This is a genomic window from Sphingobacterium kyonggiense (assembly GCF_039536825.1).
GTDB lineage: Bacteria > Bacteroidota > Bacteroidia > Sphingobacteriales > Sphingobacteriaceae > Sphingobacterium > Sphingobacterium kyonggiense.
This window is the reverse complement of sequence record NZ_BAAAZI010000006.1, coordinates 535,599-560,355: the sequence shown is the minus strand read 5'-3', so window position 1 is coordinate 560,355 and position 24,757 is coordinate 535,599. Positions and strand designations below refer to the sequence as shown.

At 34.9% G+C, this 24,757-nt stretch carries 23 protein-coding genes; 10 read left to right on the top strand and 13 right to left on the bottom strand.

Annotated features, from left to right (window positions below; genetic code table 11):
* Positions 1 to 29 precede the first annotated feature (29 nt).
* From ABD676_RS07320 to ABD676_RS07310, 3 genes are all read right to left on the bottom strand, one after another.
* Positions 30 to 926, bottom strand: a complete 897-nt coding sequence (locus ABD676_RS07320; RefSeq protein WP_344673945.1) for a S49 family peptidase — start codon at positions 924 to 926, stop codon at positions 30 to 32.
* A 134-nt stretch (positions 927 to 1,060) separates the two neighbouring features.
* Positions 1,061 to 1,462: a hypothetical protein gene (locus tag ABD676_RS07315; RefSeq protein WP_344673944.1), complete on the bottom strand. Its 402-nt coding sequence runs from the start codon at positions 1,460 to 1,462 to the stop codon at positions 1,061 to 1,063.
* A complete protein-coding gene (locus tag ABD676_RS07310; protein WP_344673943.1) occupies positions 1,459 to 2,001 on the bottom strand; it encodes a hypothetical protein in 543 nt (180 codons plus the stop codon). The genes ABD676_RS07315 and ABD676_RS07310 overlap by 4 nt, the downstream gene beginning before the upstream one ends.
* Before the next feature lie 649 nt (positions 2,002 to 2,650).
* Here ABD676_RS07310 and ABD676_RS07305 point away from each other — a divergent pair.
* Positions 2,651 to 2,953 (top strand): hypothetical protein, encoded by a 303-nt coding sequence (locus ABD676_RS07305; protein ID WP_344673942.1) that lies wholly within the window; start codon positions 2,651 to 2,653, stop codon positions 2,951 to 2,953.
* A 156-nt stretch (positions 2,954 to 3,109) separates the two neighbouring features.
* On the opposite strand, the gene ABD676_RS07300 is transcribed toward ABD676_RS07305, so the two are convergent.
* The 10 genes from ABD676_RS07300 to ABD676_RS07255 all read right to left on the bottom strand — a co-directional run bounded on the left by ABD676_RS07300 (position 3,110) and on the right by ABD676_RS07255 (position 11,281).
* Positions 3,110 to 4,804, bottom strand: coding sequence for a DNA cytosine methyltransferase (locus tag ABD676_RS07300; protein ID WP_344673941.1), 1,695 nt, complete (start codon positions 4,802 to 4,804; stop codon positions 3,110 to 3,112).
* The gene (locus ABD676_RS07295) at positions 4,801 to 5,055 is read right to left on the bottom strand and encodes a hypothetical protein (protein ID WP_344673940.1); all 255 of its coding nucleotides are present in this window, start codon (positions 5,053 to 5,055) and stop codon (positions 4,801 to 4,803) included. The genes ABD676_RS07300 and ABD676_RS07295 overlap by 4 nt, the downstream gene beginning before the upstream one ends.
* Before the next feature lie 9 nt (positions 5,056 to 5,064).
* The gene (locus tag ABD676_RS07290) at positions 5,065 to 5,364 is read right to left on the bottom strand and encodes a hypothetical protein (RefSeq protein WP_344673939.1); all 300 of its coding nucleotides are present in this window, start codon (positions 5,362 to 5,364) and stop codon (positions 5,065 to 5,067) included.
* Positions 5,361 to 6,197 (bottom strand): hypothetical protein, encoded by an 837-nt coding sequence (locus ABD676_RS07285; RefSeq protein WP_344673938.1) that lies wholly within the window; start codon positions 6,195 to 6,197, stop codon positions 5,361 to 5,363. The genes ABD676_RS07290 and ABD676_RS07285 overlap by 4 nt, the downstream gene beginning before the upstream one ends.
* On the bottom strand, positions 6,188 to 6,466 hold the full coding sequence (locus ABD676_RS07280; RefSeq protein WP_344673937.1) for a hypothetical protein: 279 nt from the start codon (positions 6,464 to 6,466) through the stop codon (positions 6,188 to 6,190). The genes ABD676_RS07285 and ABD676_RS07280 overlap by 10 nt, the downstream gene beginning before the upstream one ends.
* Complete coding sequence (locus ABD676_RS07275) at positions 6,463 to 6,663, bottom strand: hypothetical protein (RefSeq protein WP_344673936.1); 201 nt, start codon at positions 6,661 to 6,663, stop codon at positions 6,463 to 6,465. Before ABD676_RS07275 ends, ABD676_RS07280 begins: the two co-directional genes overlap by 4 nt.
* Before the next feature lie 19 nt (positions 6,664 to 6,682).
* Positions 6,683 to 9,676, bottom strand: a complete 2,994-nt coding sequence (locus ABD676_RS07270) for a primase-helicase family protein (RefSeq protein WP_344673935.1) — start codon at positions 9,674 to 9,676, stop codon at positions 6,683 to 6,685.
* Between the two features lie 253 nt (positions 9,677 to 9,929).
* The gene (locus ABD676_RS07265; RefSeq protein ID WP_344673934.1) at positions 9,930 to 10,364 is read right to left on the bottom strand and encodes a hypothetical protein; all 435 of its coding nucleotides are present in this window, start codon (positions 10,362 to 10,364) and stop codon (positions 9,930 to 9,932) included.
* 5 nt (positions 10,365 to 10,369) lie between these two features.
* Positions 10,370 to 10,957 (bottom strand): response regulator transcription factor, encoded by a 588-nt coding sequence (locus ABD676_RS07260; RefSeq protein ID WP_344673933.1) that lies wholly within the window; start codon positions 10,955 to 10,957, stop codon positions 10,370 to 10,372.
* A 75-nt stretch (positions 10,958 to 11,032) separates the two neighbouring features.
* Positions 11,033 to 11,281, bottom strand: coding sequence for a hypothetical protein (locus tag ABD676_RS07255; protein WP_344673932.1), 249 nt, complete (start codon positions 11,279 to 11,281; stop codon positions 11,033 to 11,035).
* 102 nt (positions 11,282 to 11,383) lie between these two features.
* On the opposite strand from ABD676_RS07255, the gene ABD676_RS07250 reads away from it, so the two are divergent.
* The 9 genes from ABD676_RS07250 (at position 11,384) to ABD676_RS07210 (ending at position 24,751) form a co-directional block, all read left to right on the top strand.
* Positions 11,384 to 11,833, top strand: coding sequence for a hypothetical protein (locus ABD676_RS07250; RefSeq protein ID WP_344673931.1), 450 nt, complete (start codon positions 11,384 to 11,386; stop codon positions 11,831 to 11,833).
* A gap of 696 nt (positions 11,834 to 12,529) precedes the next feature.
* Positions 12,530 to 13,546, top strand: coding sequence for an acyltransferase (locus ABD676_RS07245; protein WP_344673930.1), 1,017 nt, complete (start codon positions 12,530 to 12,532; stop codon positions 13,544 to 13,546).
* A 188-nt stretch (positions 13,547 to 13,734) separates the two neighbouring features.
* The gene (locus tag ABD676_RS07240; protein ID WP_344673929.1) at positions 13,735 to 14,346 is read left to right on the top strand and encodes an RNA polymerase sigma factor; all 612 of its coding nucleotides are present in this window, start codon (positions 13,735 to 13,737) and stop codon (positions 14,344 to 14,346) included.
* A gap of 143 nt (positions 14,347 to 14,489) precedes the next feature.
* Positions 14,490 to 15,716 (top strand): FecR family protein, encoded by a 1,227-nt coding sequence (locus ABD676_RS07235; protein ID WP_344673928.1) that lies wholly within the window; start codon positions 14,490 to 14,492, stop codon positions 15,714 to 15,716.
* A 123-nt stretch (positions 15,717 to 15,839) separates the two neighbouring features.
* Complete coding sequence (locus ABD676_RS07230; protein ID WP_344673927.1) at positions 15,840 to 19,328, top strand: TonB-dependent receptor; 3,489 nt, start codon at positions 15,840 to 15,842, stop codon at positions 19,326 to 19,328.
* A gap of 1 nt (position 19,329) precedes the next feature.
* Positions 19,330 to 21,081, top strand: a complete 1,752-nt coding sequence (locus ABD676_RS07225) for a hypothetical protein (RefSeq protein ID WP_344673926.1) — start codon at positions 19,330 to 19,332, stop codon at positions 21,079 to 21,081.
* Between the two features lie 10 nt (positions 21,082 to 21,091).
* Entirely contained in the window at positions 21,092 to 22,360 is a 1,269-nt protein-coding gene (locus ABD676_RS07220) for a hypothetical protein (RefSeq protein ID WP_344673925.1), read from the top strand.
* A gap of 2 nt (positions 22,361 to 22,362) precedes the next feature.
* Entirely contained in the window at positions 22,363 to 23,436 is a 1,074-nt protein-coding gene (locus ABD676_RS07215; protein ID WP_344673924.1) for a fasciclin domain-containing protein, read from the top strand.
* A 10-nt stretch (positions 23,437 to 23,446) separates the two neighbouring features.
* Entirely contained in the window at positions 23,447 to 24,751 is a 1,305-nt protein-coding gene (locus ABD676_RS07210) for a fasciclin domain-containing protein (RefSeq protein ID WP_344673923.1), read from the top strand.
* The last annotated feature ends 6 nt before the right edge of the window (positions 24,752 to 24,757 follow it).

The window sequence follows — 24,757 nt, the reverse complement described above, 5'->3', positions numbered from 1 at the left end:
TAAATAGGATTAGGTTGATAAATTCTTGTTTATTGATTTGCCCAGGATTTAACTGTAGCATAGTTGATAGCATCTTGTAAAGTTCCGATTGCATCCGCCAATCCAATATCCACGGATTTTTGTCCAGGATAAGTAGCACCTGATAGAATGCCTGGTGTGTCTAACTTTATTTTTGATTCGCGATAAGATTTTACAGATTCCTGAAACTGAATAGCCATTGGATTTAGCATTTCAGCCTTAATCTGATCATATTCACCTTTTAATAGCTGCTGAAAGGCAAGGTTTTTATCAGCTGATTGGTCAGCATAAACCTCATGGAACTTTGCACCTTGTTTCTCATAATAAGGCATTAGGTCCAAAAAGGATATCATAACTCCAATGGATCCAAAAACAGAGGAAATATTGTTATTTGAGAAAATATAATCACAAGCAGAAGCTGTCCAATATGCTGCGGAACATGCAGCATCACAATGTGCAATAATTGGTTTATTGGATTCTTTAACAAATTTTATCGCATCCAATAATGGTGGCACTGCATTTACGGCTCCTCCTCCTGAATCAATATCTAAAACAATAGCAGATACATTTTCCTTTGATGCAAAATGTTTGATATAATATGCTATTTCATCCATACCATATGTACACCAGGTACCGTATTTGAACATGGTTCCTTTTATAGGTAGCACCATTACACTTGATCCTTCCTCAGCAATATCTTCAGGTACCTGATCCCCGTCTTCATCATATGCCAAGACATTGATTTCATTTAAGGCTTGAAAATCATTTTGATAGATACCTTTAGAATTCAATAATCCAGAAATCTGTGCTCCAAATCCCATTGCCATTTCCGGATTGATCATAAACTGACCCTTTAGGATAGCCGTGAGTAAATGGTACTGCCAATTGCCTTCTATTCTTCTTTGCATAATATATTTGTTTATGCAAATGTGGCTTAATGGTAGTGTCTACTAAAGGACGTTTTTGAGGGTTCAGAAATAAAACAAAAGCCCTAAACGCATTTCGAATAGGGCTTCAACAGTATGTGTAGAATCAAAAAATATCAAATAGAGGTAATCATTTCCAACGGAGGATCAATGCCATTATGCTGTATGGAAAACAAGTAATTGGTCAAACTCCTAGTCTCATCGGATTTTACAGGGATAAAAGGAGTTCCCAAAATAAGTTCCCTTCCATCACAGAGGGTTATTTTTATGAGACTTTCCGGAATTGTACCAAATATAACCTTTAGCCTAGCCGAAATATTACAGGTATAGTATGTACCAGCAGGATGTTGTTTCGAAATGATTTGCATTTCACCCGATGCCAGATGCATGGGAATATCTTTCCAAAAAAGAACTTTCAAAAAGACTTTAGACAATCCGTTTCTTTCCGGGATTAAATTATAGCTCGTAATGTTCTTTACCTCTACATAGGCCAAAGATGAAATAATTTGTATTTTCATGAGAATTGGTATTGGCTCATTTCTAAAATGGAATTGGAAATGATTTTATTTTGAATCTGTACCCGGCGCGCTAATCTATTTACCATTTTTTTCATATTCTTTTCCTCTAACCGATAGGTCCGTTTTTTCAACTGTTCAACATCACCTATTTTGCTGATCAGCTTACGCGCCAGTATGAAGTTGCTGATCACATCCTTTTGCTTCATTCCCAAATTGATTCCAACAAAATAATACTGGATAAAGTCCTGGTCAAATTTGGCTATTAAGAAATCATTGATCCTCCTTTGATCTTCTGTAGCGATATAACACCAACGTGTAAATAAAGAAGGCATTGCTGAGGTTCTTGGTAAACGAAATTTAACGGCCTTTTCAGGATCGATATTCTGCTCAATGGGGAAATCGGAATATTTGGTCATCGAACAGATAAACCTTCCTATATCAGTATCGCGAAATACCGAAAACGCACCATCTTCGAAAGCTAAAATAGCATTCAAATATTCACGATGCATTTCATTTTGGATGTGACAAATGACATTCATAGAAGATCTCTTTTAGGTACACCCAAATTTACATGAAAATCGTACAAAAAACGAATTTAAAGTACTGTAAAATAGTAGTATTATGGTATTTTATTTAAACAGTTTATTCGCTAAAAAGAGAAGAATATGAAAATAGATCATTAAGGAAGATCGAAGGTTCAAATGTACATTGAATTAACTTGCGATTCAAGAAACTGCCAAAATTTTTGTGTTTTTGTAATTTTGTAAACCATACTGAAAACCAATAAGTTACATGAGTCACATAAGTAAAATCGAATTACAAAAATATTTTAGGATTTGTAACTGGATGGTAACCGCTCTTTTAATTACAAATTTTTGTAACAAGCTATTTTTAGATACAATTTTTTGTAACTCTCTAAACTACTGAATATCATTCCTTTATATTATTGTTTTTTAATTTGTTACAGAATTACAAAAATTATTAAGTTAATAAATATAAGAGGTTAAAGGAGAATGCCCAGCAGCCCGGAGAGGGTTGAGAATAAGGCGCTTCCAATCTTCGATCTGGAAGCATATTTGCGCTGCTACGCGAGCGCTTTTAAATACAATAAATGAAAGGAGCAGAGGGGAAATTGGAAATGATATTTCCAAGTTTTATATTTGCTAATATTTTTAGTATTTATTCTATATGGCAAATCCGGGATTTAATAAGAGGCCAGAGCCAGGAAGAATTCCTGCTAACTTTTTAGTATTGGCCAAAACGGCCCGTGTAAATGGTTGTCTGATTTATCACAAGCCATCTAAGAAATGGTTTACACCTGATGAATTGGAAGCTGGACCTTCTGAAATATCCCAGACACGCACATATAGAAGCGACAATGCGGCTGACTTTGCTCTAGTACAGCCGCATTTCATTCTAAAACAGCGGATTCAATGGGTAAATAAGGCTAATGAGGAATTGCAGCGGATACTGGAGGTTATGAAGTTTTGATAATTATTAATTAATTGTATATTTGAATTACAGAGATCGTCGGTAATGGGGGGTCACTGTGCCACAAAAGCACCTTCATTAAGATGGTGCTTTTGTCTTTTTTATAGATATTTAGAATAAAAAAAGCCTTTAATTATTTCACTGTGGGCATTTCAATTAGGCAATCATTTTTAATAACTCCCGACATTGACATTCTGCCCAAGCTGTCACGACATGCGGAACTACACTATTTCCAATGAATTTCTTTTGATCGGATTGATTTCCATATAGTTTATAGTCAGATGGAAATCCCTGGATTAGTTTCAACTCCTGGACTTTAAGCATTCGCATTCTGATATCAGAGATTCCATACATGGCCATAAACTCTTTTATCTTAACCATTATTTCTGAATCATCCTTATAGATTTCAATCCTCACATTTGAATCAATAGAATATTGAATAAAGTACAATGGAGCTTTATCTTGTCGTGCAATAATCGTCGCACATGGCTGCTCAATATGCATCGTGTGGCCTCCATGAGAAGGATTGTAAATAAATCCCTTTACAGTCATTAAGACGTGTTTATCATTTGTAAGAATTGTACCAGCTGGAATATCTACTGATTGATGATTATGTTCTCCTGAATACTGTTTATCAAGCCAATGTGCCTGAACCAAAGAAAACCTATCTTTAGTTGGAATGGTATCCAATGGTTCATTAATTGATTCACTTCCTTTATCGTTTCCATAGTATTTGGTGATAAATATTGGTTTAACATTTACAAATGCATTTCCATCTTTAGTTTTAATAGTGCCTAATGGAGAATCAATTGATGTGATTTTACTCATGGGATTACCTGAAAAATATTTCATCACAAAGGAAGTCTGTACCAGACCTAATCTATTCTGACAAGCTATTGTAGGTAAAGGATCTTCAATTGAAGGAGTTCGGATTTTTCCTTCCTTATTCATTGAATTATATTTCAGAATAAAGTTTGATTTACCACCTGCAACTTCTTTGATCAATCCTGCATATATTCTTTTCAATGTGTTTTCTACTAAAGGTTTTTTACGAAAAAAAATGGATTCACCTTCATCATCAAAATCAAGAAGATCTTTAACAGCTTTCCATTTCTTAAGATCGTTTCCAAAAAGTGTTGTTTTATTGGATCCTGTTTTAGAATGCGTGGGTTCAGGCCATACAATAGGTAGACCATCCTTTGCAAAACATCCGAATAATCTATTTCTGGAAGTATAAGCTCCAAAATCTGCTGAATTCATTTCACGCCAATCATCCCTATAACCAAAGGAATTTATATGCTTTCTCCATTTCATCCAGTCGATTCCTGATTTCATGCTCATTGGTTTTCCGTTTTTATCCAAAGGTCCCCAAGACATAAATTCAACTACATTCTCAATCTGAACATAATCAGGGTTAATAGCGATGATATATCTATCTAAGTGATCAGCCAAAGTTCTTGAATCTGCATAACGTGATTGCCCTCCCTTTGCCTTACTGAAATTGGTGCATTCCAGAGATGCCCAAAGAACGACTTTAGCCCAAGGATATAGTTTGCGATATTGGTTGACGATTTCAATTAATGGAACCAAATCCAATGTGCGTATATCCTCTTCAAAATGATAGATTTCTGGGTGATTTTCCCAATGACTTCTGATAGCTTTGTGATCATGGTTGACACAGGCAGCAATCAAGGCAATGGGATTTCCATCATTGTCTCTGGCTTTTGCAAATCCGGTTGTAGTACCACCCGCCCCGCAAAATAGATCTACTACGATATATTGAATTGCCTCAGATTTTTCTACCTTTTGAGGAACGAAAGGTTTGTGTTGTAAAATAAATGCATTTATCATTTGAATTCCCTATTGTCGAATAATCCTAACTGTAAGAAAGGTTGAGTTTTATCTATAGTTACCGACTTTGATTTAACAATCTCACTTAGCTCAACTTTAACTGCAGAATGTCCGAGTCGTTTTATTTTTTTCCAAGGATAAAGAAAGGTCTGTTCCGCCCATAAAATAACTTCAGTTCTCTTAATAAATATTGAACCATTAGAAATAGTACCATCTCTCAATTTAAAAGCCCACATTTTGTAAGTTTTCATCGTTCATTCTTATTTATATTTTTTGATTTTATTTTTATTCAATACTTCTTTTACTTTATTAAAAAGATAGCCTCTAAAAGCCATTTCTTCTGTTGTCCATTCCAAACTGTATTCATCAAAATATAATGTTACAGTCTCTTCTTCTCCGGACTTACTTCCATGGTAATGCATACCTGTGAATTGCTTAGTTTTTGGTTTCCATACCTTCTTAACCTTATCGACGTATTCCAATAAAGCCTGTGTATGAATATTTGCTTTCAGTTTTTGAACCTTTAAATACGATTCTTCTAATTGATTTTGATAGGTCATTTCTTTTTAAGATTAGGTTTACAAGCTGTACATACGGTATTAGCTGCATTGGCCCAGTCGCATGGTTTTCCCGTTTTTTCTATACATTGAGAGCAATCACTATCAGTACATCCACATATAAAGCATTTTCCGTGTTCGGTATTGATTTTTTCAAACTCATACACCCAAACCCAAGGATTTTTATACCAGGATTTAAACCCATTAATTGATTGCCAAAGGCTTTGAAATGCAAATTTTTCAGGATTTTTGATTCCTAAAATACCTTTTGATATATAGCTATTACATAATCCAACTGGATGCCCCATTATCGAACGAGAACAACCCTTTTCTTTTAGTGGATATACATAGAAATAATGGATACCATCCTCATCGATAAAATTATCTACTCCTTCATTCAAGCAATCTTCTACTGAGATATCTTTTAATCTTTCAATTCTGATATTAATTATTTTAAGAAAGATTGTAGAAGCATCAAAATGCATATGAAGGGATGGGTTCCATTTATCTTCAGGCTGTTTGTACATCAAGGAAGATTTATATTCATATTTAAAAATGGCAGAAAATCTCCACGGCTCTTTAACCCATAGATAATCACCAATGGAATATTTACTCGAAAATTCTTTTTCAATCTTATTCATTGAATGATTAAATCGTACTAATAAATTCCCAGCAGTAACTGCTTTTATTAAATTCCAAGAATCCGGATTATCTTTATTTATTTCCTCCAATCCATTTGTTCTACGAGTTTGATTCTTGTAAAAACCTCTGATTTTTTTTGCCATTTCAGAAGTGAATAATATTGGTTTCATTTTTACTTTCATATTTACTTCCATTTTAAATATCCGTTTTTAACATATTCATCCATTTTGGATATGGATTCAATAATTAATTGACTTCTGTTTTTTAAATCCACAAAACCTACCTGGCTTTGTGGATGCTCTCCTGGTTGTGAAGTGATCTTCCATCCATTGTACAATTCCACTTCATAGGTAAATGGACTATTGACATTTCCCATAAATACTTGAATTACCTCGAATTCCTTCTTTTCAGAATCAACGAACCTCAAACCCAGTGGCCACGTTGGACGGTTGATTTCACTCATGCTACAAGGCGTATGGAAATAGATTTTAGCCTTACGTCTACTTCAAAAATTTCAACCGGCCAATTATTTTCTTTGATCAGGTTTTCAATTTCATATTTGATACCATCGAGATCTATTCCTCTCAATTCGATTCCACCTTTATAAGGCCGTGGTGATCTTGGTTTCACTTGCTTAATAATTTCATCTAGATAATTCATCGTTTATTTTTTTTTTGGTTTAAAAATTAGGTTTCTCTGTTCCAGGAACTGGTATTGGAAAATCACTTGGATCAATTGTTGGATCGTAAATGTTATCCGTCAATTCTTGATCTTGAGTCTGCAAATAAATCATGGATTGAGTTTTGCGACGTTCCGTTTTAATCCACTTTTTTTCCCGACTGTCATATTTTAATTCCTCTATTGTTTTGAGTACACGGCCATCTTTGTTTTGAGTAGGTTTTGGATTAAGCTTATAGCCTTTGAGTTGAGCGTACAGTTTCATTTTACCATTGAAACCGTGAGAGGTCATAACCTTTAATCCGGAATCCGCTTTAAAATCCTCTAGGGCATAATGAGCAGATACAAAAGAATCTAAACGATTAGCCTCCTTAGAAAAGAATATCTCAGCCCAACTAAGGAAATTGAATCCCATATTATTGGTTAAGGAACGGTCCATGATGTTTCCCATGGGAGCTTCAATCCACGTTGGCCATGAAAGATAGAGCCGGCAGCATTGTGCCATAAAATTCAGATCATCATTCCAATCGGATTCTGTATAAGCTGCTGACCAGAATTCTTTGCCGAATTCATCTATTGGTTGTCGGTTTTCCAAGAAAATACCAGATTTATCAACATGGTAATAATTGGAAGTACCAAAAAACAAAATCCTACGCATGGTGGATGAACCCAAGTCATCCGGAGAAAAGTTCGTGGTGATCCCCAATTTTGGAGATTGTTCAAATGGAATAGAGATCCTCGTTTTACCCTTTGGATTTACGGTAATATCTCCAGTAGTCATAGAAAACGTTCTTTCCATTGGGAATTCTCGAGAGGCATCATCAATATAAACAACATCGGTATTGATATTTACCTGCTCAAATACGTGGTTATCCTCAAATAATTTAGCGTTTTTACCATCGAAAAGAAGTAGGTTTTTTACTGCTCGAATCCCTTTAAAAAATATGGATTTTCCCGTTCCTCCAAATGAACCCTGTTCCTTTTGCGGAGTATCATCCATTCCAAATACAACCCATGGCCTAGACTCAGCTTTATATCGGTGCATGAGATAGCCAAAAGCATACATTTTATTGATCAGGTGCAGTGTTTGATCGTATCGTTCCTCTTCAGTAAGATTAGGGCCAAAAACGGTAAACTTATTCTCATCTTTATATTTCTGAGCCTCTTCAAGACTTAGATCAGCTAAATTATCCTCCAATTCCTTTTGCCAATGCACTCTCGATGTCTGCATCAAAAACCTGAAGAACATTGAATTCTGATTTTTAATGTCGATATGATATTTCCCATCGACTTTAGAGACCTCAAAAATTGTTTCAGGTTTTCTAACCTTATGAGGCAAAATCTTGGATTCCCATACCATTTTCTCCACTTTATTATTGGGAATTTCCTCAATTCCTTCAGCTGTAATCTTCCAGGTAACATTCTGAAAAAACATATACTGTGATTTCTGATCGAAGTCCCTGAAATCAGGATCTAACACTGGAAGGGAATCAAAAGTATTTGAAGATAGATTGGTGGATTTGTGGATCACGTTCAAAAGATCTTCATTGGCATATCGGCCTCTTAGGAAATTCAGTAGGAAAGCCTTGATATCCTCTGATCTTACTGGTCTGACAATATTTTCATCGATTTGGATAAACTCCATGGTTTCTTCATTCACCTTTCTTCTTCCAAAACCCGCTCTAACCAAGAAATTAATTACTCTTTCGATAGACAGTTTATATTCATACAAAGGTCTACCATATTTAAATTTTGGTTTTCCAGAACGGTCATAAGCCAATTCATAATCCCAAAAACGATACATTTTAGCAACCTTGACAAGATTGGCAAAATCAGATGCTTTAAAATGTTTCAGAAAATCACGGCCATCCTTACATGGTCTCCCATACTGATCTCTCTTTAATTTCAGTTCCTCCGGTAACTCTATAGTACGGATATCAAGGCATTGATCCGATACCAATGACATGCAAAGTCTATGATTTTGAAGTTGTCCTGTATAATCTAGATCAGGACAAGTAAATACACCTTTGGACCATAAAAACAATTTAAAAATCTGATCCTTTGTAAGCTTGAAATGTTCAGAAGATGGATATACAACATGATATCCCAATGCATAAAAGTTAAGGGCATCGGAACCTCCGGTACAATAAATAATCTCATCCAGTTGAGGCTTTACTTTTTTATCCTCTTCATCCTCATCTTTTTCCTGTTTTGCTACGAGATCTTGATAGGCCTTTTGGGTCTGGGCAAATCCATGAAGGAACTGTGCATCAAACTTACCATGGTAAAAAAAACGCTTGCTTTTATCCTTTGATTTAGGCTGGTAAATTTTTGAAAATCTTTCACCCGATTTCCCTTCCTCTTCAATTCTAAATATAGGATAGAACTCAGTTGACTTAAAGGTGATGGCTTTTCTATTCTTAATGATAGTATAGCTATCCAATGCATGCCAATGTTGTGCCTTTAGAATTTGACGGAAATGCTTTAATACCATTTCCTTTCGTTCATCCTCCTTTAAACTGCGATGTTGGTTTTCGATATAAGTCCATGTCCGTTCAGAAAATATAATTCTAAGGTGATTTTCTGCAACTTCCTCAGCATGATTGAAAATCCATTCTTTATCATTCTGATCAGGTGCAGCATCGGATGTGCTAACATCCGGTTCAAACATGGATTTGATATCATTTTCGGTTCCTATCCCATGCCTTTCTGCAATCAAACGGATTGCTTCTCCATATTCACAGTGTTCTCTTTTTTGAACATAGGCTATAGCATTTAGCCATTTACCATCATCACCAAAGTCATTGACCACATAATTATTATCTGAAAGCTTTTTGATAAGTGAAGAAGGCGTTTTTTCTGCTCTTCCTGGATCAGCAAAATGCTTCTTTGAATTTGTGTACTGATCGATATCCGGAATATAGAATCGAAAGACATCCAAACCACCATTGGTAACTTCGAAAATAGATTCTTTAGTTATTTTATAGTTGGTCATAGTTATTTGGTGGTTTTAGGCTTGCCGTAAGATTTAATGAATTGGAAAAGGTTCAACAAAAAAGAAAGCAGGAATAGGATCAGTAATGCGAGAATTATTATTTGAAGATCCTTATTTTGGATGGTCAATTCTTGGATCATCCTGGTGTATATTTCTATTGTCATGATGTTATGAGTGATTAGGTCAAGATCCGCTCGACTAGCAAAGCGGAGTAAATAGGTTAATAAGAACGTCCTAGTCTACCTAGCCCAGACTAGAGCTTATTTTTATGATTGTTATTAACTACAGCCGAACAATATTCCATAACCGGGATAATGTGGGTTTCAAAATGTGTTTTTGCTGGTGAACGTTTTATGGGCATAAGTACCGATAAGCTTACACGGGCATTTACAACCATCGTAGCCAACTTTAGTATCGAACCTTCTGAATAGCTGTCAATAATGAATCGAAACCTTTTGATTGCGTGAAATCGTTCTTTTGTTAAACTATCCGAATTGACATAAGCAAAGTGTCTCATATTGATAAATGACCGTAATTCATGGCTAATCAATTTTAGCGTTCGGATTCGCAATACTGCCTCAGCATCGGCATAGGATCTTACTTTGACATCTACTTTTTTTGTCTTGGAAAACGATGGATATTGCATATGCAGATTTCCCGTTATTGGATTAACAGTACCTTTTATCATGATCTTTAGGATTGAGGTTCAACGATATTTCTCCTCACAGCCCAGGGAATAATTTCAAGCTTTGAACTTACCCCAAGTTTGCGCTGTATGTTCTGGTTATGTGTATTTACGGTTTCTTCAGAAATACAAAGTTCATCGGCAATTATCTTATTGGACTTTCCAGTTGCTATTTTCTTGATGACATTGATTTCTTGTTTAGTAAGGTGTTCATTTCCGACTTTAATCGAAGCACAAAGTTTTCCCTCATAGGAACAATTTCCCCTCCTACCACATTCAAAATATTCAACATGTTCAATGGATCCGTTATCTGAGATATCAGCATTGCCATCGAAACCACCAAAGCGACAAATAATATATTGCCTCATCATATCGTCTCGCTTGGTAATGTCCCAAGAAACTAAGGCCTTTACGGCATCGGGATTTAACAACATATCCTCCTCTATTTTCGTAATGATCCATTCAGGGAAATCTCCCCAGAAATATGGAACACCCTTATGGAGGCATTTAATTTCATTCTCTGAGACATAGAATTCGACTGCGTTGTCTTCCAGTCCCGGTGGAAGCTGTTGTTTGATTTTCGATAGGTTTAACATTTGATTAAAATTTGGTAGTTATTTGGGATTTTTTACTTACTGGAAATGAGGTTACTTTGTTCTGATGGTTAAAGATTATTCAGAAGCGTATTCAGCATGGGCCAAAATTTTCAGAAGCTCTCTAGATTTGGAAATGATCCTGGAATCGTAGCTGTCCTTAATGGTATGAAGTTCCCTATGAACTGTAACACGATCAATTTTATGACCATCCTTTGTCAAGGCATCGGAAACTATTCTGACAAATGCCTTGGGGGCGTGTTTTCGTATAAATTGAAGTTCATTTCCTTCAACTTCAATTAGTGTGGGCTTAACAGTTTTATCCATTTGTTATTGGTTTTTGTTATTATTGTTTGTTATTGTATTTTGTTATTACAAACATATAAACATGTTTATTTAATAACAAATAAAATATAAACATTTTTATATATGATTATAGAACACCCTATAAGTCAGAGAATTAAAATTATCATCGATAGAGAAAGCAAGGGGAAAGTTGTAGATTTCGCAAGCAAACTAAGTGGAATTCCTTATCAAGTTATTTCAAGATTGTTTAAACAAGACGCTAGAAGCGGTAAATACCCTACCCCATCCACCGATTTGATTCTAGAAATTATAAACAAGTTTACATACTATAATCCAACATGGTTATTGACAGGTTATGGTGAAATGTTTGATGAATCGGAAGTCGATGATGAGTTTATGGAAAAGGAATATGGCTCATCAGCAGAAACCAACTCTCCTGAATTTTTAGCCCAATATTGGCAGGATCAGTATATAGAGGTTTCTAAAAAATACATGATTTTACAAGAAAAGTATTCAAACTTACTAATGCAAAAACTTGAATATGAAATCCCCATAAAGCAAAATAAAAAATAGGATTTCAATATTCTGATAAAAGTAAAATTTGAATAATGTTACACGATATTTTAAACAATGATTTGATTTAATAAATAAGACCTACAATGGCTTAAAAAAATTATAACAATTCTAATGCTATCTACAGAGAGATAGGCAATCTATAATGAAACTTTAAGTAAAAATAACATTATCAGTAGCAATGAAATCTCAACCTATAAAAGAAGTTATGATTTAGATAATATTAAATTTTGTCCCAACTGTGTTCCCATACATAATAACTAATTGACAAACAATATAGTTACGCTATCGGCCCTGGGTACTGGAAAAAAGCTCGACAATAGTCGAGCTTTTTTAGTATTTAGTATGGAGTATTTAGTAGATAGACCTAGGGTGGGAAGCATGGATTCTATTTAATATTTCACTATTATTGTTCTGCTAATCTATTATTTCTCTGTTATGGAAGGAATTAACCTATTTCTTAGCCCATTTATCCTGGCTTTTGGGGTTTTCTTGATTGGTGAGAAAAACAGAAAATTCAATAAGGCTCTTGGAGTATTGTTAATTGCTGTAGGAGGATATCTGTTTATTGATTCTGTTTTATTCCTTATCAAATTGTTTAGTTCAATTTATGGAACTGGAGAGTATTCATAAGATTATTAAGCTCCTAACAATTTTAATTTATCATAGTTATTTCAATTAGGAGTATATTGCGGTATGGAAGAAAAGAACACCTACATTGTTTATTTAAGAGTCATAGCGACCATATTTGTGGTCTTAATTCATGCTTCTACAGGTTTTCTTTATCGTATTGATACCCAAGCTTTCGACTGGAAATACGCCAATTGGATAAATGCTGCGACAAGATGTTCTGTTCCTATTTTTGTTATTATCTCCGGTGCCTTGCTGATTCCAAAAGAAGAAAGCACCTGGACATTTTATAAAAAACGCATTCCTAAATTGTTGTATCCATTTATCTTTTGGACAATCATCTATTTAATTTATTATTTCTATAAGTTCACCAAATTTGAGTTGCTTTCAGCAGAAAAAATTTGGTCAATAAGCCAGGACAAGATTCTACATGGTGCTAATGCGCACTTGTGGTACCTCTATATGATCATTGGATTATACCTTGCCCTCCCCTTTCTACGTAAAATACTAATTCAATCTTCAAGAGGTGAAATAGAAATCTTTCTTGCCCTATGGCTATTGTCTATGTTTTTCATGAGCAAGCCGCTATATGCTGTCACGCCTAAGTTTGATTTAACCTTCTTTTCGGGATATATCGGGTATTTGGTATTAGGGTATTATTTGAGCAACTATGACTTTAAATTCAAAAATAAGAAGCTAATTTATCCCTTAATTTACATCTTGATGGTGGTTATTGCAGCTATAGGAACTCAAATGCTCAATACAGATGTCAAAAAACTTAACACGTTCTTTTATAACTATGTATTTGCAACTACGGCTATTGCTGCTGGTGCATTATTTGTATGGATCAGAGAAATAAGCAAACAAAATAAAGCCCCTGAATGGGTACTGCTGATTGACAAATATAGTTTTGGGATTTACCTGGCACATATCATCCCTTTGAATTTTCTGCATCCACTTATTTCAACCTTCGTAGGTACTGCATGGGTTATTCCATTAGCTACTATTAGCACCATAATTATATCCATACTCATAACGTTTATTCTCCGAAAATTGCCTTTTGGAAAATATGTTAGTGGGTAAACTCGGATGATAATTGGATATAAAATTATTACTCTCGAGCAACAAAAGGCTCAAATATTAGGATTTTATTTCTACTCTTTAGATTACCCATGTTCTAACAAACCTAATAATACAACAAAAATTTAACTAAAAAATAATATTCAACAATCTGTATGATAGTTTAAATTTGTAGTAATGTTTAAAATACTATGGCTAGTAAAGATTTAGACTTATATATGAAACAATGGTTAAATGGTGACGAAATAGCCTTTAAAGGAATAATGGATCGCTATTACCATCGTATGCGAGCTTTTGCTTTCCAAATGACTCGAAATAGAGAAGATGCAGAAGAATTAGCTATGAATGCTTTTTTAAAGTTATGGCAAAATAAAAACAGGATAAAGAATATCTCGAAGCCAGATGATTACTTATTTGGAATTTTAAGGCGTGAGGTCATTGCTCATGCTCGAAAAAAAACAGTTGTATTGGAACCAATGGACCAAATGGAATTAAATCAATTAGGTACAACTGAAGAGCTTCAAATTAATCTCAAAGATATCAAAAACAAGTATCAGGAGGCATTAAAGAAGCTAAGTCCACAACAAAAGCTGATTTTTAAAATGAGCCGGGAACAAGAATTGAGTCAACTTGAAATAGCTAAAAAAACTGGACTAGCCATCAATACGATTGGAAATCATATGAATGCAGCCTTAAAGATATTCCGTGAAGAACTCAAAGAATTCCCTAAAGTCATATTAATATTCATTCTCTGTTACCCCACTTGTGAAAATTTAGACTTGATTTTCCCACTTCTTCCCTAAAGTTCAAAATGAAGTAAATATTAAGTATTACAGCTCAATATTAACAAATCGTGAAATTTAACTTTTCCATTAGTGGCAGAGGCTGAGAATCGCATTGTTCTATTTGAAGGCAAAAAAAAAGCCTAACGATAAAACAAAAGAAAATGGTCAAGCCATCAAAAGAAACACTTATTCGGTATCTAAAAGGAAATGCTGAAGGAGATGAAAAAGGAATAGTAGAACTATACCTGAGCATGGATATGGATAGTTCATATTTAGAAGCTTGCATCAGGGAGGTTTGGCAAGAGCTAGACCAAACCAATGACCCCGAAGATGACCATGAAGAAAAACTAAAATTTTACCAGCTATTTGAATCAAGGAAACCTGAATTCATTCAATACCCACCTAATCTTTCCTTCAAAGAAAATAAAAAAAGATTTTCTCTAACCAGCAAATGGATAAGCTCCATTGCAGCTGCTCTCATTCTAGCCAGTTCCATTTTATACATAAAGAACTTTTGGCAGAAAGAAGCTTCAAATCCCGAGACATTTGATAAAATTACACGTATTGAACCAAATAGTGATCAAGCAGAATTGATTCTTCCAAATGGGGAAAAAATCGCCCTTTCAGAGCAAAGTGGAGAGATCTTATTACCAAATGCACATTTAAAAATTGAAAAAAATGAGTCTGGTGAAATAATTTATCGATCGCTGATCCCACAAACAGCACAATTAACCACTTGGAACACGATCAACACCCCCATTGCAGGACAATTTCAAATCATACTACCCGATGGTTCAAAAGCTATCCTGAATGCGGCATCCAGTATTCGTTATCCTCAGAAATTTCCAGCCCATGAAAGACGTATCAGCATGAAGGGGGAAGTTTATTTTGAAATTGAAAAGGTACTTGATTCACAAAAAAGAAAAATACCTTTTATAGTCGAAACCGAAAAACAAGAAATTCAAGTATTAGGCACCAAGTTTAATGTAAATGCCTATTCAGATGAGCCATTTACCAGTACCACCTTAGTTGAGGGAAGTGTGCAAGTTATAGCTAAAGAAAGTGCAGAAATGCTTTTATTGAAACCAGGTCAAGAGGCTCGATTAGGCAATGGTTTTCAACTCCTGGATGCAGATTTAGATGCACATTTAGCTTGGAGAAGCGGTGATTTTTATTTCCAACAAGAAGACTTATCCAGTATTTCAAGAAAACTTTCAAGATGGTATGGAGTAGAGATTTCCTATCCCAATAGTCTGCAACATATTCGATTAACAGGGATTTTCTCTAAGTCATCTTCCCTTTCCACGATCATTGAGAGTTTAAAAAATATACATACCCTACATGTGACATACTTAGCTAAAGAAAGGAGGATTGTTTTGCAAGAATAGTACTAACCTAGGTGATTTAACAAAAAAAACGGAAGATGCTACCAACATCCTCCGCAGAATCATAGTTAAATCTAGAAAAATTATCCATAGAGTTCTTAATAAAATTAACTACAAAACAAAAGTATGAATTTTTATCAAATCATGCGCATTATGAAAATTTGCATGGTCTTACTCACCTGTATATTGATGCAGGTCAGTGCCGCTAGTTTTAGTCAAGAATTAATCCTCAATAAACAGGAAAGTTCAGTTGCTGATATCTTAATACAGATTCGCAAACAAAGCAATTATAACTTTCTGTTTGATGCTAGCCAATTCAAAGATCTTCCTAAAATTAAGGTTCAGCATCAACGTGGAAATCTGAAACAGATTCTTGATGGAACATTTGCTGATTTACCTATTGAATACAGCATCAACAACCAGACTATTGTTATCAATAGAATAAATGAAAAGGCAAGTTCTCCTGTGGAGCAACAACAGTTTATTATCCGAGGTGTTGTTTTGGATGCAAAAGACAAAACTCCCATTCAAGGTGTATCTGTAAGGATTAAAGGTGGTCGACAAGGTGCTGTAACAGCTCCTAATGGGAGTTTTCAAATTACCGTGCCTGGTACTAATAACACATTAGTATTTACGAATGTGAGCTACCAAACCAAGGAACAGTCCGTAAAATCGGGAGATGCTAACATTCAAGTTTTATTAAATCCATCGGTCACTAAGTTAATGGAGGTGACAGTGCAAGCACGTCAAAATACTCGAACGGAAATTGCTGTCTTGGAAGAACGCAGGAAAGCCTCTATTGTACAAGATGCGATATCGGCTCAACAAATTGAGCGTACCGGAAGTATAACAACTACACAAGCCTTACAAAGAGTATCCGGCGTAACTATTACTGACGATAAATACGTGGCTATTCGTGGTCTTGGAGACCGTTCTGTAATTGGTCAGTTGAATGGTGTAAGGTTGGCTTCATCAGATCCTGATCGTAGTGCCATTCCTTTGGACCTAGTTCCAGCATCATTATTGGATAACATTACCATTTACAAGACGGTTACACCAGATAAGCCAGCAGATGCTGCTTCAGGTATTGTGGAATTAAAAACGAAATCTATTCCTTCGGAAATGACCTTTGAGGTAATTGCTCAAAGTGGATACAATTCCAATATTGGCGTTGGTGGTAATTACAATAGCTTTTGGAATAGTGATATGGGGCTAATGGGAACCAGGATTAATAAAAAGAATTTGTCTTCTGAGTTCTTAAATCTCTCTTCCCAATATCCCAATGGTCTAAACACGATTCAGAACATGATTGCTCAAAGCAATTACAATCCCAATGTTCGACAAGAAGTGGGAAGAATTAATTCATTGATGCAAGGTTTTGATCCAATCTTAAGCACCCAAACTCAACGAGCTCCACTTAACCAATTGTATTCAGCCACCTTTGGTAATAGTTACGAGCTATTTGGAAAACACAGGCTGGGGGTAATTTTGGGTGGTAACTATTACCGTCGGACAAGTAACATCCATAATGGGGATTTAACACAATACAGTATTTACCAAGGTGTTGTTACAGGTAACCCATTAATATTCAGCCAACGTAAGATTCCAAACTTTACAACGACCAACAACATCGTGATGGGTAAATACCAAACCTATCAGGAGCATACAGGAAATGAAAATTTAAATTATGGTGCATTGACAGGTCTGGCTTATCGTTTCAGCCCTATTCATGAGATTAGTTTTCAATATTTAGGCAGTTGGGGTGCAGAGAATACGGCCTCAAATCTTCGCGGGGGATACTATTATGCTGGTCTTCCTGGGGAAGTCAATAGTACTACCTATACATTAAAACAGACTTTTAGAACCCTGCATACTTTTAATGTTCAAGGTGTCCATAAGTTTTCTAATAAGGAATTATCCCCAAAATTTAGTTATAACCTCGCAAGTTCAACTTCTTCGCAAAATGACCCAGATTATCGTTTTGTCAATATGGTGGATTACAAACCAAGGTATGGTGGTGTTATTGCCATGCCAAGGATTGGATCGCATCACCTAGGAGGAGCAACGGAATACACCTATACCGATCGATATTATGCCTTATCTTCTGGTTATGTGAATGGATTTGGTCCTTATGGAATCATACAAGCTGATCCCAATGGTCGTCGTTGGAGAAAATTAGATGAGGTCAATTACAATTACAAGGCAGATTTAGCCATACCATTTCGCTTATTCGGATCAACACAGGAATTTAAAGTCGGAGGAAATTATTTGAGTAGAGAACGGGATTTTGGTGAAAATGTATTATTTCTTCCGGGATCAAACTTTTCAGGAAACCCAGAAGCCAATCTACAATTTGCTACTCAACCACTATATGAAGTTTATGGAAACCTAAATCGCCTGGTTAGTAATGAGGTAGTCGGCATAAAGGTTCCGACATCCGCTGTTGGGGAAGGTGATTTTCCAGTAGGAGGATTTTTATATAACATTCAGAAATCGCCAAACAATTACCGTGGATTTTATGTGACCAATGCCTTTTATGGTATGATGGACTTAAAGGTCTTCGAGAATTTAAGATTTGCTGGGGGTGTTCGTTTCGAAAATACCAATATACAATCTTCAGTAGATACATCGAATGTGTTTTTGGACCCATCCTTACTTGCTGCCAAAACAGATGGAACGGTAAACTTAAATCCGCAGAATCCCAATTCAGCATATAAGCAAGGTTATAAGCCTTTTTATTCCTTAAATGCAACCTATACCCTGCATGACAACATGAACTTTAGGGTTGCTTTCAATACAACCTTAGCTCGACCAGAATTACGAGAAATCACCAATGTGTTTGAATTTGATGCTTTCCAAATGGGCCTTGTTGTAGGTAATAACGCCTTGAGAAATCAATCGACAAAGAACTTAGATTTCCGATGGGAATGGTTTCCAAATGCAGGAGAAGTAATTGCCATTTCTGCCTTTGGCAAACAGATAGATAATCAATTGGTAAAAGTATACAGCATGCGAACGGAAGGGGTTTTGTCTCAATTTCCAGAGTATCCAATTATTCAATTTCAGAATGATCCAAACCGAGGTCGTGTATACGGTTTAGAATTGGAATTGGTAAAGAACCTTGGAAGTTTTTGGGATCCAGCAAGGGACTTCTTCTTAGGATCCAACTTATTAATTGCTCAGAGTAATATCCAGAAAACTCAAGAAAGATTAAATGCAAATTGGTCTATAGATCGAAATGCACCTAAGAACAGTCCACTCTTCGAGCAAGCTCCTTACAGCATCAATGCCTGGTTAAATTATACCAATAAAAATTGGGGAACAGATTTAACCTCAACCTACAACATGGTTGGCGAGCGTTTAATTCAAATCAATTTAACCGGTGAGCCAGACTTATATACCCAACCTTTTGGCATGTTGGATTTTGTGTTGACACAAAAGATAAATAAACGAATTGTCTTTAAGGGTTATGCCAAGAATGTTCTTAATCCAGCAATAAAGACCGTTTATGCGAATCCAAATACCGGTGGAAAATGGTATGGCAATGAATATATCAATAGAAGTTATAAACGAGGTGCTGAACTGATGTTTGGTTTCACCTATAACCTATTTTAAAATGAAAACAATACTAAAAAACAAGCGAGCAATTAATCTAATGCTACTTTTCAGTCTCTTGGCTGTTCTCATTGCTTGTAAAAAAGAAAATCCAGGCTTTAATTATGATTATCGAAGGGATTTGAGCAATATGAACAAATCCATGGTCCGTTTAGTTAATCTCTCCAAAAACCCGCAATTAATTGCTGATGGAGATTCACTCACCAATTTCTTTGTAGCCCCTAGAAGATCTGGCAACATCCCTCCAAGTGAAACGACCCCTCCGGGCACCAAGTATTTCCCTAAGGACGGCCGCTTAGGTTTAATCTGGGACATTCCACAAGAATTATTTAAGAACAGTACAGGCATCAATTTTAAAGTGAGCCATGTAAAACATATAACTGAAGTGGTTTTTGCTGTACCTTTTGATTTTATCGCAACAGACGGAAAGAATCAAGCAAAAGATTATTATTTCTTGAGGAATACCACTTCAGAAATGCAAAACCCTACAAATTACGTAGAAATTCCAAGAAGCATTACCGCACCAAGTAAACCTGATCATTTTAAGATTAGGATAATTAATTTAGCAAGAAAACTTTCACCTAGAAATCCAATGGAGGACCTGGCAGGGCCAGTTACATTAGCATTTGCTGATGGCACAACCGTCAATGGGAAAACTTCCAATATCGCAATGGACTCCTGGTCGGATTATGTAGAGGTACCTTACGGAACGTATCAATTTAAAGTACTAACCACAGATGGTCGTCAATTGCCCGGCCAAGGACAAACCCAATATGCCAAAATACTTCCAAAAACTTCAGAAATGGAAGGTGTTGATAAAGCGCAAACAGGATTGATTTATGGTGCTATTCAAACTTATCAACCCGGCGGAGTTTATAGTATTGTGGTTCATCCAGATGATTTCACCTGGACTTCTGGAAGGGATGAAATTAATAATGTCCAAAATTGTTATCAAACCATAGCAGATATTTCAGAACCTCTAAATCGAACATTTACCCGATTACAACTTGCAAATGCTTTGTTTAATCAAGATTTAACCCTATCCATAGATGGAAAAAACAGTGCTTCAACCACAGCTACTCAATCTTCAGAATATATCCATTTAGTAGCCGGGAAACACTTCTTAGAAGTAAAAAACAAAGTAGGTGAAGTGGTTTATTCGGAAGAGCAAGAACTAATGGCGGGACAAAACTACAGTTTATGGCTACATCTCGATGAGGGCAATAAAGTACATGGCTCCCTTGCTGCCAACAACCTTTCAGGAAGTACCTATATAGGGCAAAATAAAAATGGAAATAATGCCATTTATGATAGAATGAAGTTAAGCTATTTTTTCCATGTCCGTTATTTTAACTTCTGTAAGCAGCTCCCTTTATTAACTGTTGCCAGCTCGGATGGTCAAAACTTCATAACCGATAGATTTTCTGTAACCGGTGCAAATATCCCTTTGAATCAATTGAATTATACAGACAATTACGCAACTATAATATACAGCAAAGCAGATGTTAAAGGTTCCCCTTATCATTTCACCGCTTTCCGATCGGAAATAGGACGTGTTCCAGGGGATTGGTTAAGAAATATTTCTCCTCTTTCCAGTGAAAGTTTAATTAGGAATAAGGCACTTTATACGAAGGTTAATCGAAAAGTTCCTGTACATGAACCAGGTGTCTATTCTATTGCTCTTATCGGTGATTTAAGTAAGACCAATGAGCAAGAAAAACCAAGATTCATGATCGTAAAACACACCAAATAAATCAATGGCTATGAAAATTAATAATATTATTGGCTTTTCCGGAAGAACAAAAAAAGCCATTTATGGATTTCCTATAATTTTACTCCTTTTGATCAATTCACTCTTTTCATCATGTGAAAAAATAGAGTATAATACAGTAGAAAACCCTGCCTATATACGTGTATTTAATAACATGACTTATACACTGACCCTTCAGAACAAGGATGAACCTCAACCATTTTTCTGTATGTTTATTGATCCTGAATTTGATGAAACTGGCAAACCTATTTCTGGATTAGTTGTTGGGGATCATTTGGATAAAAGAAACCTTTATGCTGCTCCAAATGCGGCTCATGCAGGGTTAAGCACGTCTAAATTTAACCCAGAATATCCAGGTAAGGAATTAGTTCCAACAGCTCCTATTTTGAATGGATTTGACTTGACGAATTGGGCCCAGATACCTGCAGGTAAAAGAAGGTTTCTATTTATGGCAAGACCAATAAGCGAAATCCCATTCTCTCAACTACCTGATGAACAACAGCGAATTGTATTTTTAGACACCACAATTGACCTTTCAGAACGTGAGGTTTATACATTACATATTCTACAAAAGGATTTTAAGACCAAGAAAAACGGCTTATATGTTCGTCAGGAAAACTTCCATAAACAACCCTTTTCAGACACGCTCTCCTATGTGAATTTTTACAACTTGAGTGCAAAGGGATTTGTGGATGCCGATGAGCAATTCAAGACACCAGTTCCTAACACAATTCAATCATTTCAATATGGAATAGTTGATACCGTTAATGTTTTTTTGACTCACATTCAACCTCAAATTGATGCAGCAGGAAAAATACAACATTTAAGAATTCCAAAACTTAGTTATCAGTTTGCCGGATCTGTAATTCGAGAATTAGATAATCCTAAGGTAGCTTCTTATTATAGTTTTCCATTAATCCATAATTCAAATAACAAAATTTTCAGTTCTACTTGGCAATTTATTCAATTTTGTAAACCACCCTTAAACCCTAGATTAAATACATTTATACCAGAAGCTCCTACTTTTCCAAGAGGAAATACAGTAAGGTCTTTTCGAAGTAATTATGGATTTTTAAAATTCGACAATAGTCAATATAAGCCGAGCCAAAGTGATAACGAATTTTTCCCTGGCCTTACAGCAGATGTTCACTCAGGAATTTATAATCCAAAAACTTTTGGTCTTGTTAGCAGCATTGAAATTGTTAATAGCCATGTCTTTCTAATGAGTGTTCAACGAAAATTCCCTCAACCAATCTACTAATCATGAAAAATCCAATAAAAAACATTATTGCATATTTCCTAATTCTCATTGGATCATTTTTTCATTCCTGTAAACATGAAGATTTAAGCATCTATAAGGAATCGGAAAATTTAGCAAATATTATAGACTTCAGTAAGAATAACTATGAACTAACCTTATTCCATGCTGCTTTAATCCAGGTTGGATTAACCGAAACCTTGACTTCTGAGGGTCCATTTACATTTTTCGCCCCAACCAATAAAGCCTTCAACGAGATTGGAATTATCAGAGCTTCAGATTTTGCTTCAATGGATCAGGACAGTTTAAAAATGATGCTTACCTACCACATTCTCCCAAGGCGACTAAATTATTCAGATGTACCACCAAATACCATTGATAATAAATATACTAATTTGGCAAATTTAGAGGTTTATTTAGGAAATCGCTTTTTTATAGGTTGTAGTACTTGTTCCCCCAGAATTGAATTTTATATAAATGGTGCATCAATTCAAAAATTAGGGACAGATATCCCTTTAACGAATGGCGTATTACATACCATCGATAAAGTGTTAAAGTACAAACCTTCAGTACAAGATATTCTATTATCGAAAGAAAAATACTCTTTTTTCGTACAATTTCTAAAACAAATGAGGAAATGGGATGAACTAAGTGAATCTGGTCCATTCACCATTTTTGCTCCTACTAATGATGCGTTTTTAAAGGAAAAAATATCGTTAGAACAAATCAAGAGTTGGAACCCTTCAAATTTCCATAATAGGTTTTGGAGTGTATACCTAGTTTATAATCATTTTTTCTTGTCCGACATGGATGTTTTTGGCAAGTTGCCTGGCTCTGGTTATTATGGGGCACCATACTACAAATCTCAAATTAGGGGTGACGAAAATTATTCATTTGGAATTTCTACTCATTCCCCTCGTAAACCATTTATTATTGACACTAGGAAATCTTATCAAGATAGTCCAGATCGAGAATCATCATTAGAACCAATTTCCGAATTAGACTATAAAGCTGAAAATGGAATTGTAAATGGTATATCAAACCTTTTAGTATTGCCAACCGAAGCTATAAAAAAATGATAAATACAATATGAGAACTTTAACCAAACTATTTTTTTCTATGATCTTATTATCTATAATAATAATTAGCTCATGTAAGAAAAATGAATTTCTACCAGAAAATACGGGTAACAAAGTAATAACAGAAAAATTAAACATTTTCGAAGAATCCATACCAGGAGAAGCTACACTTTTTAAGCTTGCTTGGGATAAAGCGGATATAAAAAATTATATTTTAAAAGAATATCCTTTTGCTAAACTAACTTTTTTCATTCCATCAAATTCAGCAATGGAAAAATTAGGATTAAATAAACAAGGGATTGAAATGAGTACTCAATCAGATTTAGCAAAACTTATTAAATATCATATAATCACAGATGCTATATCAATTAATCAACTAAAAAATGCATTTCCAGACATTATGTGTCCAACACTTTTGGTAAACCCAAAATACTATTACTCAACTAGAAGTACTGATTTTACAAAAACAGAAGTTTATAGATATAATCATTACTTAAAAGCTTCTGAAAATTCAATATTTGTAAATGGTAAGAGAATAAGTTTATTAAAAGAAATACCAGTATTTGAAGGTAAGGCCTTTTTAATAAATAGTGTTTTAGAGGTCCCTGAAAGACAAATGATTGATGTTTTAAAATCGGACAAAAGACTTAGTTTATATAATAAAGCTCTTGAACTAAGCCTCCCATTTTATGAAAGATACTATAGTAAGTCGTATGGAAATTTTGCCACCCCATTACACTACTCTTTAGATTTTTTTTATACATTTCCAAATTCTGCCTATGAAAGTAATAATTATAAAAGGGATTTAGTAAACTTAACATTATTCCCTCCAACAAATGAAGCTTTTAATGAAATTGGAATTTTTAATGAAAAAGATCTTATAGCATTGAACAATAGAATACCTCCAAATTCTAATTTCCCTTATGGTCATTCTACTCCAATTGATAGCCTCTTAAGATATCAAAATTTTCATTTTAATGCCGGTATAATAATTCAATCTACAAATCCTTCAAAAAATGGGATTGGAGTAATGGGAGCCCCTGGAATGATTTGGTTCACAACAATCTTTGATGAGATTTTCTTTCCTAAATACATGATCAGCAATTCCATGACTTACGATGGTAAATTTGATACTGTTTATCCTGATTTTGTATTTAAAACAAAAAACAACAAAATCAATCTAAGTCATAAAAATAGTAACATCAAAGATGCTGAGATTATTGAATCTGATATCAATACTATCCAAGGTCCTATACATATTGTTAATCGAATCTTAGTCCCAAAAGATTTCACCATGTGGCATCTTAAAAAATAAATCATC